General features: G+C 58.6%; 14 protein-coding genes and 3 tRNA genes. 4 read left to right on the forward strand and 13 right to left on the reverse strand.

What is annotated here, in order from left to right:
* Positions 1–16 precede the first annotated feature (16 nt).
* The 9 genes from TO66_RS20605 to TO66_RS20645 form a co-directional block, all read right to left on the reverse strand.
* Complete coding sequence (locus tag TO66_RS20605) at positions 17–1,888, reverse strand: SurA N-terminal domain-containing protein (RefSeq protein WP_044464001.1); 1,872 nt, start codon at positions 1,886–1,888, stop codon at positions 17–19.
* Positions 1,889–2,120: 232 nt separating this feature from the next.
* Positions 2,121–2,450 (reverse strand): HU family DNA-binding protein, encoded by a 330-nt coding sequence (locus TO66_RS32780; RefSeq protein WP_020296819.1) that lies wholly within the window; start codon positions 2,448–2,450, stop codon positions 2,121–2,123.
* A gap of 93 nt (positions 2,451–2,543) precedes the next feature.
* Complete coding sequence (gene lon / locus TO66_RS20615; protein ID WP_044464002.1) at positions 2,544–4,940, reverse strand: endopeptidase La; 2,397 nt, start codon at positions 4,938–4,940, stop codon at positions 2,544–2,546.
* A gap of 162 nt (positions 4,941–5,102) precedes the next feature.
* Complete coding sequence (gene clpX, locus TO66_RS20620) at positions 5,103–6,386, reverse strand: ATP-dependent Clp protease ATP-binding subunit ClpX (RefSeq protein WP_007927204.1); 1,284 nt, start codon at positions 6,384–6,386, stop codon at positions 5,103–5,105.
* A gap of 106 nt (positions 6,387–6,492) precedes the next feature.
* Complete coding sequence (gene clpP / locus TO66_RS20625) at positions 6,493–7,134, reverse strand: ATP-dependent Clp endopeptidase proteolytic subunit ClpP (protein WP_044464003.1); 642 nt, start codon at positions 7,132–7,134, stop codon at positions 6,493–6,495.
* A 93-nt stretch (positions 7,135–7,227) separates the two neighbouring features.
* Positions 7,228–8,538 (reverse strand): trigger factor, encoded by a 1,311-nt coding sequence (tig, locus tag TO66_RS20630; RefSeq protein WP_044464004.1) that lies wholly within the window; start codon positions 8,536–8,538, stop codon positions 7,228–7,230.
* 418 nt (positions 8,539–8,956) lie between these two features.
* Positions 8,957–9,041, reverse strand: a tRNA-Leu gene (locus tag TO66_RS20635).
* 56 nt (positions 9,042–9,097) lie between these two features.
* Positions 9,098–9,173 (reverse strand) — tRNA-His (locus TO66_RS20640).
* A gap of 32 nt (positions 9,174–9,205) precedes the next feature.
* Positions 9,206–9,282 (reverse strand) — tRNA-Arg (locus TO66_RS20645).
* 280 nt (positions 9,283–9,562) lie between these two features.
* Between TO66_RS20645 and folD the strand changes: the two genes are divergently transcribed.
* Both folD and pbpG read left to right on the forward strand, forming a co-directional pair.
* A complete protein-coding gene (gene folD, locus TO66_RS20650; protein WP_044464005.1) occupies positions 9,563–10,417 on the forward strand; it encodes a bifunctional methylenetetrahydrofolate dehydrogenase/methenyltetrahydrofolate cyclohydrolase FolD in 855 nt (284 codons plus the stop codon).
* 299 nt (positions 10,418–10,716) lie between these two features.
* Positions 10,717–11,655 (forward strand): D-alanyl-D-alanine endopeptidase, encoded by a 939-nt coding sequence (pbpG, locus tag TO66_RS20655; protein WP_044464006.1) that lies wholly within the window; start codon positions 10,717–10,719, stop codon positions 11,653–11,655.
* 90 nt (positions 11,656–11,745) lie between these two features.
* Here the strand turns inward: pbpG and TO66_RS20660 are convergent, their stop codons facing one another.
* Positions 11,746–12,474: a PA2778 family cysteine peptidase gene (locus TO66_RS20660; RefSeq protein ID WP_177330415.1), complete on the reverse strand. Its 729-nt coding sequence runs from the start codon at positions 12,472–12,474 to the stop codon at positions 11,746–11,748.
* 167 nt (positions 12,475–12,641) lie between these two features.
* On the opposite strand from TO66_RS20660, the gene TO66_RS33690 reads away from it, so the two are divergent.
* Complete coding sequence (locus tag TO66_RS33690; protein ID WP_177330416.1) at positions 12,642–12,809, forward strand: hypothetical protein; 168 nt, start codon at positions 12,642–12,644, stop codon at positions 12,807–12,809.
* Positions 12,810–12,887: 78 nt separating this feature from the next.
* Here the strand turns inward: TO66_RS33690 and TO66_RS20665 are convergent, their stop codons facing one another.
* Both TO66_RS20665 and TO66_RS20670 read right to left on the reverse strand, forming a co-directional pair.
* On the reverse strand, positions 12,888–13,649 hold the full coding sequence (locus tag TO66_RS20665) for a TerC family protein (RefSeq protein ID WP_044464008.1): 762 nt from the start codon (positions 13,647–13,649) through the stop codon (positions 12,888–12,890).
* A 28-nt stretch (positions 13,650–13,677) separates the two neighbouring features.
* A complete protein-coding gene (locus TO66_RS20670) occupies positions 13,678–13,926 on the reverse strand; it encodes a hypothetical protein (protein WP_044464009.1) in 249 nt (82 codons plus the stop codon).
* A 134-nt stretch (positions 13,927–14,060) separates the two neighbouring features.
* On the opposite strand from TO66_RS20670, the gene nhaR reads away from it, so the two are divergent.
* Positions 14,061–14,966 (forward strand): transcriptional activator NhaR, encoded by a 906-nt coding sequence (gene nhaR / locus TO66_RS20675; RefSeq protein ID WP_044464010.1) that lies wholly within the window; start codon positions 14,061–14,063, stop codon positions 14,964–14,966.
* Positions 14,967–14,973: 7 nt separating this feature from the next.
* On the opposite strand, the gene TO66_RS20680 is transcribed toward nhaR, so the two are convergent.
* On the reverse strand, positions 14,974–16,128 hold the full coding sequence (locus tag TO66_RS20680; protein WP_044464011.1) for an MFS transporter: 1,155 nt from the start codon (positions 16,126–16,128) through the stop codon (positions 14,974–14,976).
* Positions 16,129–16,283: the final 155 nt, after the last annotated feature.

Below are 16,283 nucleotides of genomic sequence, written 5' to 3' on the forward strand. Positions count from 1 at the left end.
TCGCTTCACTCAGGCATCAGAACCGCTTGATGTCAGCCTGGTTTTCCAACTGCTTGCGGTAAGCCGCGAAGTCCTGCTGCCCCATGCGCGAGGCAAGGAAACGGCGGTACTGGGCCTTCTCTTCGTCGGTCGGTGCAGCCGCTTCGTTCACGCCTTTGAGTTGCAGGACCACCACGCTGCCGTTGGGCAGGGTCACGCTACCGAAGGTCGGCTTGTCCTTGGCCGCAGGCTTGGCCATGCGGAACAGGGTCTGCAGCACGATCGGCTCGACACCTTCCTGGGCACGGGTCGCCGCTTCCGAAACCTTCCAGTTCTGGTCGTCGACAGCAGCATTCGACGCCGTCTTGCCGTCACGCAGGCTGGCGATCAAGGCATCGGCCTTGGCCTTGGCGGCAGCGCTCGCACGCTCCTTGGCCAACTGGGTACGGATGCTGCTGGCAACGCTTTCCAGTGGCAGTTGCGCAGGCTTGCGGTGCTCCTTGGCACGCAGCACCACGACGGTTTCCGGGTCCAGCTCGATGGCCGTGCTGTTGGCGCCCTCATCCAGTACTTCAGGGCTGAAGGCAGCCTGTACCACGGCACGATTGGCCGCAATGCCCTCGCCGCCTTCACGCCCGAACGGCGCGGAGGTATGCACAGTCAGTTTCAGATCCTGTGCAGGCTGGGCCAGGTCCGAGGCTTCGAACGAGGAGTCTTCCAGTTGCTTGGTCGCCTCGACGAAACGCTGCTCGACCTGCTGGGTTTTCAGCTCGCGGGTCAGCTTGTCTTTCAGGCTGGCGAAGCTCGGTACTTCCGGCGCTTCGACGCCCAGCAGCTTGATCAGGTGGAAACCGAAGGCCGTCCGCACCGGGGCGGAAACCTGGTCCTTGTTCAGCGCGTACAGCGCCTCCTCGAAAGCCGGGTCATAGACGCCAGGACCGGCATAACCCAGGTCACCGCCGTTGTTCGCCGAACCCGGGTCCTGGGAGAACTCCTTGGCCAGAGCCTCGAAGCTTTCGCCCTTGGCCAGGCGCGCCTGGATCTCTTCGATCTTGGCCTTGGCCTGAGCCTCGTTCACCTTGTCGTTCACTTCGATCAGGATGTGCGCGGCACGACGCTGCTCGGACAGGTTGGCGGTCTCTTTCTGGTACAGCGCCTGCAGCTCTTCATCCTTCACGCTGACCTGATCGAAGAAGGCAGCCTTCTTCAGCTCCAGGTAATCGATGACCACCTGATCCGGCGACATGAATTCCTTGGCGTGTTCGTCGTAGTAGGCCTTGACCTCATCATCGGTCAGCTTGATCGCCGCCGGGTCGGCCTTGATGGTCAGCGAAGCGTAATCGCGGGTCTGCTTTTCCAGGCGAGCGAATGCCAGGACCTGGGCATCGGTCACGAAGCCGCTACCCGCCAGACCGGCGCGCACCTGGCCGATCAGCATTTCCTGGGCCAGCATCTGGCGGAACTGCATCCGGCTGTAGCCCAGTTGACGGACCACCTGGTCGAAACGCTCGGGACTGAACTTGCCGTCCACCTGGAATTCCGGCGTTTGCAGGATCACTTGGTCCAGCGCGGCTTCAGAGAACGCGAACTTGGAGTCTTGCGCGCCTTGCAGCAGCAGTTTGCGGTCGATCAGACCTTTGAGAGCCGCCTCGCGCAGCATCTTCTCGTCGAGCAACGAGGCATCGAAATCCTTGCCCAGCTGTTGCATGAGCTGGCGGCGTTGCATATCGACCGCCTGGCTCAATTCATTCTGGGTGATTTCTTCGCCATTGACCTTGGCCGCGTCCTGACTGGTGGAGGTGGCTTGAAAAATGGCATCGAAACCGGTCAGCGCCATCAGTGCGACGATGACCCCGATAATGGTCTTGGCAATCCAGCCTTGTGAATTGTCCCTGATATTCTGCAGCATGCGTCCCCCAGAAACGGTTGTACTTCAAAATAGGCAACCGTGGAGCGTGGGTAGAATCCGGATAGAAGAAAGGCGCATCCGAGGATGCGCCTTTCTCGTAACTGGCGAAGCGGACGGAGGTTCGAGTCTTCGATCCCCGTGTGACAAACCGGACGTCTGACCGGCTGCCCTACCGCTCCGCTGCCAGGTCGGGAAAGACCCCGACCCGGGTAGGCAAAGGCTTGAACGAAGCTTAGTTAACGGCTTCTTTCAGTGCTTTACCGGCTTTGAAACCTGGTTTTTTGGCTGCAGCGATTTCCAGCGTCTTACCGGTCTGTGGGTTACGACCAATGCGAGCAGGACGATCGGTAACAGAGAAAGTACCGAAACCAACCAGTACAACGGAGTCGCCAGCCTTAAGAGCGCCAGTGACGGATTCGATTACAGCGTCCAGCGCACGGCCAGCAGCGGCTTTCGGGATATCAGCAGATGCAGCGATAGCATCAATCAGTTCCGACTTGTTCACTCTAAGTCCCCTTATATATCTATTTGAGTATGATTCTAAGTTTTTTGGTGAAAGCAAAAACCAGTGCTGAATGGCCTACAGACACTTAAGAGCCGCTTTATAACAAGGGCTCTAAAAAGCTGTCAAGGAAGCCCCCCAGGCTAATGCGTACTAATGCGTGCTAATTCTTTCCTTAGAGTCAGACTCGCGCTTTTCATCCTTTGCAACTATCTCGGGAGCCACATCCGGCAAGGGCTCCGGCGCGTATTGCAGCGCAATTTGGAGGACCTCGTCAATCCATTTAACTGGCTTAATTTGTAGATCCTGCTTGATATTGTCAGGAATTTCCTTCAAATCGCGCACATTCTCTTCTGGAATGATGACAGTCTTGATTCCACCGCGATGTGCTGCAAGAAGTTTCTCTTTCAAACCGCCGATCGCCAACACCTGACCACGCAGGGTAATTTCCCCGGTCATGGCCACATCAGCCCGCACCGGAATACCGGTAAGCGCCGAAACCAGGGCCGTGCACATGCCTACGCCCGCGCTAGGGCCGTCTTTCGGGGTCGCCCCTTCCGGCATATGGATGTGCGTGTCGCGCTTCTCGTGGAAGTCCAGGGGAATCCCCAGGCTCTTCGCCCGGCTGCGCACCACCGTCAGCGCGGCGGTAATGGACTCGACCATCACATCGCCCAGCGAACCGGTCTTGATCAGTTGGCCCTTGCCAGGCACCACGGCCGCTTCGATGGTCAGCAATTCGCCGCCCACCTGGGTCCAGGCCAGGCCCGTTACCTGCCCGATCTGATCCTGCTGCTCGGCCAGGCCGTAGCGGAATTTACGCACGCCGAGGAAATGCTCCAGCAGGTCGGACGTGACCTTCACCGAGAAGCGTTTCTCCAGGGCATGCTCCTTGACCGCCTTGCGGCAAACCTTGGCAATCTGCCGCTCCAGCCCACGTACGCCGGCTTCCCGAGTGTAGTAGCGGATGATGTCGCGGATGGCTTCTTCGTCGAATTCCAGCTCGCCTTTCTTCAAGCCATTGGCCTGAATCTGCTTCGGCGAGAGGTACTTGACCGCGATGTTGATCTTCTCGTCCTCGGTGTAACCCGGCAGGCGAATCACTTCCATCCGGTCCAGCAAGGCCGGTGGAATATTCATCGAGTTGGAGGTACAGAGGAACATCACATCGGAAAGATCGTAATCGACTTCCAGATAGTGGTCGTTGAAGTTGTGGTTCTGCTCGGGGTCGAGCACTTCGAGCAATGCCGACGCCGGATCGCCACGCATGTCGCTGCCCATCTTGTCGATTTCATCGAGCAGGAACAGCGGGTTGCGAACGCCCACCTTTGTCATCTTTTGAATCAATCTTCCTGGCATCGAACCGATGTAGGTACGACGGTGGCCACGGATTTCCGCCTCATCACGCACGCCACCCAGGGCCATGCGGACAAATTTGCGGTTGGTGGCATGAGCGATCGACTCTGCCAGGGAAGTCTTGCCCACCCCAGGAGGCCCTACCAGGCACAGCACCGGACCACGAATCTTCTTCACACGCTTTTGCACGGCGAGGTATTCGAGAATCCGCTCTTTGACTTCTTCCAGGCCGTAATGGTCGGCGTCAAGAATATCTTCGGCGCGTGCCAGATCCAGGCGCACCTTGCTCTGCGCCTTCCACGGCACCTGAACCAGCCAGTCGATGTACGAACGCACTACCGTGGCTTCAGCGGACATCGGCGACATTTGCTTGAGCTTGTTCAGCTCTGCCTGGGCTTTGGCCAGGGCATCTTTAGGCAAGCCAGCGGCGTCGATACGTTTTTTCAGTTCTTCGACTTCATTGTGACCTTCGTCACCGTCGCCCAACTCTTTCTGAATGGCCTTCATCTGCTCATTCAGGTAGTACTCGCGCTGGCTGCGCTCCATTTGTTTCTTCACGCGACCGCGGATGCGCTTCTCGACCTGCAACAGGTCGATTTCCGCATCCAGCAATGCCAGCACGTGTTCGACACGCGCCGACAGATCGATGATTTCGAGAATTTCCTGCTTCTGCTCGATTTTCAGCGCCATATGGGCAGCCATGGTGTCGACCAGGCGGCTCGGCTCATCGATGCTGTTCAGGGACGACAGCACTTCGGCAGGGACTTTCTTACCTAGCTGAACATACTGTTCGAACTGGGACAGCAGGCTACGAACAAAGACTTCCGACTCGCGCTCAGGAGCATCTACCTCATCAATCAGGGCGACTTCGGCACGGCAGTGGCCGTCCACTTCACTGAAACGCTCTACGGTGCCACGCTGCTCACCCTCGACCAATACCTTGACAGTACCGTCGGGCAGCTTGAGCAATTGCAAAACAGTGGCGATGGTACCCACGCGATAGAGTGCATCTTCACCGGGATCGTCATCAGCAGGATTTCTCTGAGCCAGCAGAAGAATCTGCTTGTCGCCCGTCATCGCGGCCTCGAGGGCTTCGATAGACTTCTCGCGCCCCACGAACAGCGGGATAACCATGTGCGGATAAACCACGACGTCACGCAATGGCAGGAGAGGCAATTCGATGGTTGTCTTCATGATTTCGCCTCTATGGCGGCCACAAGGCCGTAAACAGATGGAAGTAAGCTTGAAACCAAGATGGGGGCTGCCCGAGAAAAAAACAAGCTCAAGGACAGTACTTTAAAGACTGTAAAAGCAAAGGGGCCCGAAGGCCCCTTCTGTAAACCAGCAGTCCGGCACTTAGGCGTCCGGGGCTGCCTTGGCAGTCGGCTCACTGTTTTCGTAGATATACAGTGGCTTGGACTTGCCTTCTATAACGCTTTCGTCGATCACTACTTTACTCACCTCGGACTGCGAGGGGATCTCATACATAGTGTCGAGCAACACGCCTTCGAGAATCGAACGCAACCCGCGAGCACCGGTCTTGCGCTCAAGTGCGCGCTTGGCGACGGACTTGAGGGCATCGGTACGGAACTCCAGATCGACGCCTTCCATTTCGAACAACTTGGCGTACTGTTTGGTCAACGCGTTTTTCGGCTCGGTGAGAATCTGGATCAACGCAGCCTCATCCAGCTCATCCAAAGTTGCCAGAACCGGCAAGCGGCCCACGAACTCCGGAATCAGACCGAACTTGACCAGATCGTCCGGTTCGACTTCCCGCAGGGACTCACCGACCTTCTTGCCCTCTTCCTTGCTACGTACTTCAGCATTGAAGCCGATGCCGCCGCGAGTCGAACGATTCTGAATAACCTTTTCCAGGCCCGAGAACGCGCCACCGCAAATGAACAGGATATTGCGCGTATCAACCTGCAGGAACTCTTGCTGCGGGTGCTTGCGACCACCTTGAGGCGGAACGGAAGCCACAGTACCTTCGATCAGCTTCAGCAGGGCCTGCTGTACACCTTCACCCGAAACATCGCGAGTAATCGAAGGGTTATCAGACTTGCGGGAAATCTTGTCGATTTCATCGATATAGACGATGCCCATCTGGGCTTTCTCTACATCGTAATCGCACTTCTGCAGCAGTTTCTGAATGATGTTCTCGACGTCCTCACCCACATAACCGGCTTCGGTGAGGGTGGTGGCGTCGGCAATAGTGAACGGTACATTCAACAGGCGCGCCAAGGTCTCTGCCAGCAGAGTCTTGCCCGAGCCTGTAGGGCCGATCAGCAAGATGTTGCTCTTGCCCAGTTCGACCTCGTCATTCTTTTTGTCACGCTGGTTGAGGCGCTTGTAGTGGTTATATACCGCTACAGCCAGAACCTTTTTCGCACGTTCCTGACCAATCACGTACTGATCAAGGATGCCGCTGATTTCTTTAGGCGAAGGCAATTTATGCGCGCTGCTTTCGGCCTGTGCTTCCTGCACCTCCTCACGGATGATGTCATTGCACAGGTCGACGCACTCGTCGCAGATAAAGACCGAGGGGCCGGCAATCAATTTGCGTACTTCATGCTGGCTTTTGCCACAGAAGGAGCAATAAAGCAGTTTGCCGTTGTCCTCGCCGTTGCGGGTGTCAGTCATTCGATCGATCCAAATCCGATAGGCTTGCAACACAAGATGAAGGCAATTGCGGGCTTTTTCAAGTCCGCAGGTGGCCGGTTAAACCAACCACCTACATTTGAGTTGCTTAGGCAGGCATTTGACGCTTGTTGATCACAGAGTCAATCAGGCCGTATTCAGCCGCGCGCTCTGCGCTCATGAAGTTGTCGCGCTCGGTATCCCGCTCGATCGTCTCGAGGGTTTGACCGGTGTGATGGGCCAGCAACGAGTTCAGACGCGAACGGATGTGCAGGATTTCCTTGGCATGGATGTCGATATCCGACGCCTGCCCCTGAAAACCGCCCAACGGTTGGTGAATCATCATCCGCGAGTTAGGCAGGCAATGACGCTTGCCTGCTGCGCCACCGGCAAGCAGGAATGCACCCATGCTGCAGGCCTGGCCGATGCAGATGGTAGAAACGTCCGGCTTGATGAACTGCATGGTGTCGTAGATCGACATGCCTGCAGTCACCGAACCACCTGGCGAGTTGATATAAAGATGGATGTCCTTGTCCGGGTTTTCCGCTTCAAGGAAGAGCAATTGTGCCGCGACCAGGTTGGCCATGTAGTCTTCTACCGGGCCGATCAGGAAGATCACCCGCTCCTTGAGGAGACGCGAGTAGATGTCATAGGCGCGCTCGCCACGGGCGGACTGCTCGATAACCATCGGGACCAGACCGCCTGCGGCCTGGATGTCAGAGCTCTGCTGATAATAAGAATTGCGGGACATGTCCTGCAGTCACTCCCAAATAGTCATGTCTTGAATACGCATAAGCCAGCTCGAAGGCTGGCTTATGGTGTGTATTTTCGAACGAGTAAAAAATCAGTCGGCTTGTGGTGCTTCTACCGGCTTGACCGCTTCTTCGTAAGAGACCGATTTGTCGGTCACGCTAGCTTTCTGCAGAACAGTATCCACAACTTGTTCTTCCAGCACAACCGAACGGACTTCGTTCAGTTGCTGCTCGTTCTTGTAGTACCAGGACACGACCTGCTCTGGTTCCTGGTAAGCAGAAGCCATTTCCTGAATCAGCTCACGCACGCGCGCTTCGTCAGGCTTGAGGTCGAATTGCTTGACCACTTCAGCAACGATCAGGCCCAGCACTACACGACGCTTGGCTTGCTCTTCGAACAGCTCGGCCGGCAGTTGATCAGGCTTGATGTTGCCACCGAACTGCTGAACGGCCTGAACGCGCAGACGGTTCACTTCATTGTCCAGCAGAGCCTTGGGAACTTCGATCGGGTTGGCAGCCAGCAGACCGTCCATTACCTGGTTCTTGACCTTGGACTTGATGGCCTGACGCAGTTCACGCTCCATGTTCTTGCGAACTTCGGCACGGAAACCTTCCAGACCGGCTTCCTTGATGCCGAATTGAGCGAAGAACTCTTCGGTCAGTTCTGGCAGCTTAGGTTCGGAAACAGTGTTGACGGTCACGGTGAACTCGGCCGCTTTGTTAGCCAGGTCCAGGTTCTGGTAGTTCTCAGGGAAAGTCAGGTTCAGAACACGCTCTTCACCGGCTTTGGCGCCGACCAGACCGTCTTCGAAACCAGGGATCATGCGGCCCGAGCCCAGCACCAGCTGGGTGCCCTTGGCGGAACCGCCAGCGAATGCTTCGCCGTCGATCTTGCCGACGAAATCGATGTTCAGCTGATCTTCGTTCTGGGCAGCACGATCGGCCACTTCGAAGCGAATGTTCTGCTTGCGCAGGATTTCCAGCATGTTGTCCAGATCGGCGTCCGCCACGTCAGCGCTCAGGCGCTCGACCGCGATGGACTCGAAGCCGGCAACGGTGAACTCAGGGAACACTTCGAACGTTGCAACGTACTCCAGGTCCTTGCCCTTCTCCAGAACCTTGGGCTCAACCGAAGGAGCACCGGCTGGGTTCAGCTTCTGCTCGACAACAGCTTCGTAGAAGGAAGCCTGGATCACATCGCCCACAGCTTCTTGACGCGCATCGGCTTCATAACGCTGACGGATCACGCTCATTGGGACTTTGCCAGGACGGAAGCCTGGAATCTTGGCCTTTTGGGCAGTCTGCTGCAGACGCTTGTTGACCTGTGTCTCGATGCGCTCAGCCGGCACGGTGATGCTCATGCGGCGCTCAAGAGCAGAAGTATTTTCAACAGAAACTTGCATGGATATTCCTCGTTGCACAGACGTTAGCCGGCCGTTTCCGACCCCAGAATCAAGGGCATGCATTCTAGTGGGTCAAACTCAAGAAGTCACCCTACTGAAAACGGGTAAAAAACGGTTGGCGATTTAAAAGCGAGGACCGATGACTGAGCCCCGCCCTGAGAGCAAATATGGCGAACCAAACCAGGGCCTCTGCATCAACGCCTCCTATATATAGAAGGAAGACCCAGCACACCCCGGACAACCGGGCCAATTCACAGCCCGACTGGTGAAACCTCGATATTTCGACGACGAAAGGACGATTGCTTCGTCACCTCATCGACCAGGCCTGCCGAAAATAAAATCCAGCGCCCTGAAACGACAACGGCGCAGCCCTTTTCAGGTGCTGCGCCGTTATCCGCTATATAAATAGCCACTTAATTGGTGCGGACGAAGAGACTCGAACTCTTACACCTTGCGGCGCTGGAACCTAAATCCAGTGTGTCTACCAATTCCACCACGTCCGCGTATCAAGCTTTTAAAGCAAAGGCGCCAGACTGTTAATCTGGCGCCTTTTCGAATATGGGGTGGACGATGGGGATCGAACCCACGACAACAGGAGTCACAATCCTGTGCTCTACCAACTGAGCTACGCCCACCATATTGCGTTACTTGTGCCAAAGCTGCCTAATGGCGCACCCGGCAGGACTCGAACCTGCGACCATCCGCTTAGAAGGCGGATGCTCTATCCAGCTGAGCTACGGGCGCCTTATTAATCTGTATTCTTTAATGATTACAAACTAAGTGCTTTCAGTCGTTACGAGCTAAACATCAACTCTGCCCGACCTTCTTAACCAGTGCTAGGCTGTGCCCGACAAGTGCGACGAATGTTATAGACGGGCCGTTGGGTCGTCAACTCTTTTTTCAAAAAAATTCATTTAATTAAAGGAGTTAGGGGAATTTGCAGACCAAGCGCCTTTGCCCTCACGTCCTGGCATGCGAGAATGCGTGCTCTTTTTCTCTCCCTCTCGATGGTTAATCACGCGTCATGACTGCACAACTAATCGACGGCAAAGCGATCGCCGCTAGCCTGCGCCAGCAGATCGCCAAACGTGTCGCCGAGCGTCGCCAGCAAGGCCTGCGTACTCCGGGCCTCGCGGTGATTCTGGTCGGCAGCGACCCGGCCTCTCAGGTTTATGTCTCGCACAAGCGTAAAGACTGCGAAGAGGTCGGCTTTCTTTCACAAGCCTATGACTTGCCTACAGACACCACTCAAGAAGCACTGGCCGGCCTGATCGACCGCCTCAACGATGATCCGAACATCGATGGCGTCCTCCTGCAGTTGCCGCTGCCCGAACATCTCGATGCCTCCAAGCTGCTGGAGCGCATTCGTCCGGATAAAGACGTGGATGGTTTCCATCCTTATAACGTCGGCCGCCTGGCCCAGCGTATCCCGCTGCTGCGCCCCTGCACCCCCAAAGGCATCATGACGCTGCTGGAAAGCACGGGTGCCGATCTGTACGGCATGGACGCAGTGGTGGTCGGCGCCTCCAATATCGTCGGTCGCCCGATGGCGATGGAGCTGCTGCTGGCCGGCTGCACCGTTACCGTTACTCATCGCTTCACCAAGGACCTGGCCGGCCACGTCGGACGCGCCGATCTGGTGGTCGTGGCCGCCGGCAAGCCGGGCCTGGTCAAGGGTGAATGGATCAAGGAAGGCGCCATCGTCATCGACGTGGGCATCAACCGCCAGGAGGACGGCAAGCTGGTAGGCGATGTGGTCTACGAGACCGCACTGCCCCGCGCCGGCTGGATCACTCCGGTACCGGGCGGCGTAGGCCCGATGACTCGTGCCTGCCTGCTGGAAAATACCTTGTATGCGGCAGAGTCGTTGCACGACTGAACCGCGCCGTCATCTCGAACAGAAGAACCCCGCCGCTGGCGGGGTTCTTCGTTTCTGCCTCACCAAAAACCTCAAGCCATGCGCCTGCCTGCAGCAACGAGCAAGCCGGGGACCAGCAATGCAAGCCCTTCGCAAAGGGCGCCGCTCGCTGCAAAACCGATACAGCATGAAATTTAATTTACCTGAGGCTCTTTCCCCGCAGGCGTGTAGCTCTTTCCTGGGACATACTCATAAAATGTAACGTTTTTTTGAAAGCAGCCCGTTGCAGAACGGCATATCCACTCCATGAGTCCGCCCGCGTGAAAATCCGTCTTTCTATCCTGAGCCTTTTTTTTGCATTTACAGGCACCGTCATCACGCAGAGCGCCATTGCTCGCGAAACCACCGAAGCACCACGCGATACTTCCCAACTGCATATTGCCTCCGGCAGCGCGATGTTGCTGGACGTGCAAACCAACAAGGTCATCTACTCCAGCAATCCCGATGTCGTAGTGCCTATCGCCTCAGTGACCAAACTGATGACCGGCCTGGTGGTCCTCGATGCCAAACAACCGCTGGATGAATACATTTCCGTCGACATCAGCAATACCCCGGAAATGAAAGGGGTGTTTTCCCGGGTCAAGCTCAAGAGTGAATTGCCGCGCAAGGAAATGCTGCTGATTGCGCTGATGTCATCGGAAAACCGCGCCGCCGCCAGCCTCGCCCACCACTATCCGGGTGGATACGCGGCCTTTATCGCGGCCATGAACGCCAAGGCCAAGGCCCTGGGCATGACCAGCACGCATTATGTCGAACCGACAGGCCTGTCGATCCACAACGTGTCCACCGCCCGGGACCTGAGCAAACTGCTGCTGGAAGCGCGTAAATACCCGCTGCTCAGCGAGCTGAGCACCACCAAGGAAAAAACCGTGGCGTTCCGCAAGCCCAACTACACCCTGGGCTTTCGCAACACCGACCATCTGGTCAACAAGGCCAACTGGGATATCAAGCTGACCAAGACCGGCTTTACCAATGAAGCGGGCCACTGCCTGGTACTGGTGACCAGCATGAGCAATCGCCCGGTGGCCCTGGTGATTCTCGATGCCTTTGGCAAGTACACCCACTTTGCCGATGCCAGCCGCATCCGCCAGTGGCTGGAAACCGGGAAAAGCAGTTCGGTGCCGGATGTGGCCTTGCGCTACAAGGCAGACAAGAACCTGAAAAGCCGCCAGGGCGGCGTGGCCCAGACAGCCAAATAAAACAGCGGGAAGAAAAAGGGCCGCGCCTCCATCGGTCGCGGCCCCTTCGCACAGACGGCGCCTTCGGGCGCCGTCTGTATTTGTGTCGTGTCAGTTGGCGCTCAGCGCCTTGGTGGCCCGCGCCGCCGCATTTTCCTGCCCGGCCTGGGCCAGCTCATTGGCCGCCTTCAACCAGCGATCGCGATCGACCTCGGCGGGAACCTGGGTCGGCCCCTGGATCAGCACCGCCCAATGCCCGGCGCTGTTCCAGGCCGATTCGAACGCGGAGAATTCCATCGTCAGACGACGGTTCGTGCCGGCTCGCAGCAATACCGTCTGCTTATGCCGGTTGTAGCCGGCCAGCACGGCGTAGCGGGGTTCTGCCCAGAACGCCGAGCCTTCGGTGTAGCGCACCATCACCGGATAGCCCGCGGCGACCTGGCTCAACAACGCCGCCAAATTGGCGTCCAGCGGATAGACCACCATCCCGTACTCGCGGGCCAGCTTCAGCATGTTCTGCTGTAGCTGGGCCTCGGCGCCCGGCAGATGCAATGGTTTATCCAGCAATCCCGGGGTGATGGTGACGCCTTGCTGGGACAGCATGCTGGCCAGCGCGCCCGGGCCACTCTGATAAGCCTCACCAGCGAAGAACGGCACGCCATTGAGCTCCACCCGCTCCGGCAGACGCTGGATTTGCGGCTGTACGCTGCTAGCGCAACCGGCCAGCGCCAGGGCACAGGCCCCCGCCCACAACACTGTTCGAAATCGTAGAAACATCCGTTGCATCATGACTCTCTTGTTCAGTCGCCAAGCCAGGGTCCCGGCCAAAGCACCGATCATAGGGCCCCGCGCTGCGGGGGTATAGCGCCCAGCCACAGTAATTTGCCCCCTATAGAGCAAACCGGTCGATGACACGCGACTATTGGTCAATGGCCTGAAACACATCCCCGGCTAGACTGTCCCTTGCAATGTGTGTGCGCCCGGCACCGGGCAACAAGGAGGCATCCATGAGCCTGACGACGACAATCCTGATGCTGATCTGCGGCTGGCTGGCCGTGGCTGCGGCCATGCTCTGGGGAGTCCTGCGGATCACCCGCCGGCACCATCATCCGCGCCTGCCGACGCCTTCGGCGAAATCCGCGAAGCCACCCCGCCATCACGCCACCGCGCATTGACTGGCGCTTTTCCCCCAATGAAAAACGGCGGCCTGTGTCCTTGAACACAGGCCGCCGTTATTTTTATTGCCGCGCGGATCAGGCTTCGGCTTGTTCCTCAGCCGCCAGGCGCTTCTGCCGGGCACGACGGGCCAGCATGTTCAGCCCTTCGATGGCAGCCGAGAAGGCCATGGCCGCATACACATAACCTTTAGGCACATGAGCACCGAAGCCTTCGGCGATCAGGGTCATGCCGATCATGATCAGGAAGCCCAGGGCCAGCATGACCACCGTCGGGTTGTCATTGATGAACTTGGCCAGCGGCTCGGCAGCCAGCAACATCACCAGCACCGAAACCACTACCGCGATGATCATGATCGGCAAGTGTTCGGTCATGCCGACCGCGGTGATGATGCTGTCGATGGAGAACACCAGGTCGAGCATCAGGATCTGGCCGATCGCCGCGGCAAAGCCCAGGGACACGCCCGCCGTCTCGCTCTTGGTCTGCTCCGGCGCCGGGTCCATGCTGTGGTGGATTTCCGTCGTGGCTTTCCACAGCAGGAACAGGCCACCGGCAATCAGGATCATGTCCTTCCAGGAGAAGGTCTGGCCGAAGACATCGATCACCGGCTCGGTCAGCTGCACGATGAACGCGATGGTGCTGAGCAATGCCAGGCGCAGGATCAGGGCCATGCCGATGCCGATCCGGCGGGCCTTGGCCCGATGCTGCTCCGGCAGTTTGTTGGTCAGGATCGAAATGAAGATCAGGTTATCGATGCCCAGCACGATTTCCATGACCACCAGGGTAGCCAGGGCGACCCACGCGGTGGGGCTGGCGGCGAGTTGTAAAAGGTATTCCATGGCTCAGTCCTGAGTCGGGGGATGGGAATCAGATTTCCTGGGACGACGAGACGGGTTCTTTTTGCTCGTCGGCCGGTTTTTCCTGCCTGCCGGTCAAACCCTGGGTAGCGTCACTGAGGGCCTGTTCGGCGGCCTTGTGCGTGTCGTCGATCGCCTGCTTGGCGTTTTCCGCGGCCTTGCCCAGCAGCTGCTGAGCGCTTTTCTCCGCCTGGTCGCAACCGGCGACGGCGATCAGTGACAACGCCAGCAACGACGCGGCGATGGATTTGTAGGTCATTGCGTTTTCCTCGTTAGAACCGCACGGGCCAGGACACCGGCCCGGCAATAGCGAGGCATTCTATGGAGTGAAACACTTCAGGAAAATTCGTATTTTTAACAGCTATACTTCGGTTTTTACGAATTGAACCCGCCATGCTCAATTACCGCCAACTGCATTATTTCTGGGTAGTCGCCAAGACCGGCAGCATCGTCCGCGCCTGCGAGCAACTGAACCTGACCCCGCAAACCGTCAGCGGCCAGATTACGCTGCTCGAACACACCTACGGCATCGAGCTGTTTCGCCGGGTCGGCCGGCAACTGGAGCTGACCGAGGCCGGACGCCAGGCCCTGCCCTACGCCGAACAGATGTTCCAGCTGGGCGGCGAGCTGGAGGCCATGCTGCAGGCCCGCCCCAACGAACAGCAGATCCTGTTTCGAGTCGGCGTGGCCGACGTAGTGCCCAAATCCATCGTCTATCGCCTGATCGCGCCGACCATGGAACTGAGCGAGCCAATCCGCATCACCTGCCGCGAAGACAAACTCGAGCGCCTGCTGGCCGACCTGGCCATCCAGCGCCTGGACCTGGTGATCTCCGACAGCCCCATGCCGTCGCATCTGGATATCAAGGGTTATAGCCAGAAACTCGGCGAGTGCGGTATCAGCTTCTTTGCCACCCAGGAGCTGGCCGAACGCTACGGGAAGGATTTTCCCCAGAGCCTGCAAGGCGCCCCGCTGCTGATTCCCGGGCAGGAAACCGTGGTACGCAGCCGCCTGCTGCGCTGGCTGGCCGAGCAGCAGATCCAGCCGAGGATCATCGGCGAATTCGACGACAGCGCCCTGATGCAGGCATTCGGCCAGTCCGGCAGCGGGATCTTTATCGGCCCCAGCGTGATCGCCGACGAGGTGACGCGCCAATACGGCGTGCAATTGATCGGCCAGACCGACGCGGTCAGCGAGTCGTTCTATGCCATTTCGGTCGAGCGCAAGGTCAAGCACCCCGGCATCGTGGCGATCACCGAAGGCGCCCGCCGCGAGTTGTTCACCGCGATGGGCGCCTGAGGCCAGGTCAGGCGCAGCTGGCCTGTGGCTTGAGGGTCATCAGCAGCGACGCCAGCAGGATCGAGAGCAGGATGAAACCGGCGGCGGCAAACCCCAGGCTGCCCAGCCCCAGGCTGTCGATCACCCGCCCGCCGACCATCGCGCCCAGGCCGATTCCCAGGTTGGCCCCGGCGATATTCAGCGAAGCGGCGAACGCCGGCGCTTCGGGCGCGGCCTTGATCAGGCGGACATGGCTGACCAGAAACAGCGCCGCCTGGGTCACGCCCCAGATCCCCATGGCCGCGGCCAACCCCAGGGGCGAATGAATGCTCGGCACCAGCGCCAGCATGCCGCCGATCATCAAGGCGCAGAAGCCCATGGACGCCAGCAATGGGTGGCGATCCACCGCGCGGCCGCCCAGCGAATTGCCCAGCAGCCCTACCGCACCGAACCCCATCAGGCACCAGCCGACCAGCGTGCCATCGAAGCCGGCCAGGCGCTCGAGGATATCCGCCAGGTAGGTGTAGGCGGTGAACATGCCGCTGAACACCAGGATCGACAGCAGTACGTGCCCCTGCATCAACGGGCTGCGCAGGATGCCGAACTGCGAGCGCAGGCTGGCCTGCTCGTTGTGCACGCGGGTCTGCGGCAGATAGACGTACAGCAGCAACGCCTTGGCAAAGGCCACCAGCGCCAGGATGGCGAAAGCGCTGCGCCAGCCGAACGCGTCGGAAATCAGCGTGCCCACCGGAATCCCGAACACCGTGGCGCAGACGATACCGAAGCCGATCTTGGCGATGGCGCGCCCGGCATAGTCCGGACCGACGATATCCACCGCGGTTTCACTGGCCAGGGCCCAGAACACTGGCAACCCCAGCGCGGGGATCAGGCGCGCCACGGCCATCACCCAGATATTCGGCGCCAGCGCCGCCAGCGTGTTGGCCAGGCCGAACATCACCAGCACCGAAATGAACAGGCGCTTGCGCGGGAAACGGGCGAAATAGGCCGTCAGGAACGGCCCGAACGCCGCGACGGTAAAGGCGAACAGCGTCACCAGCAGGCCGGCCTGGGGAATGCTGACCGAAAGGTCACGGGCGATCGAAGGCAGCAGGCCGACGATGATGAACTCCGTCGTCAGCACGGTAAAACCGGCGGCTGACAACAGCAGGATGGGCAACAGCATGGAAAACTCCGGAAACGACGACATCAGCGTTGGCCGCAAGGCCCGCTGACGGGAGATGAGAAGAGGATGGCAAAGCCTAACAGAATGTTTGCGTCCAGGGGCGGCCAAGGGCAAAAAACCATGGCTCGCGCATGAGGCACCTGGGTGGCAGATCG

Source organism: Pseudomonas sp. MRSN 12121 (assembly GCF_000931465.1).
GTDB lineage: Bacteria > Pseudomonadota > Gammaproteobacteria > Pseudomonadales > Pseudomonadaceae > Aquipseudomonas.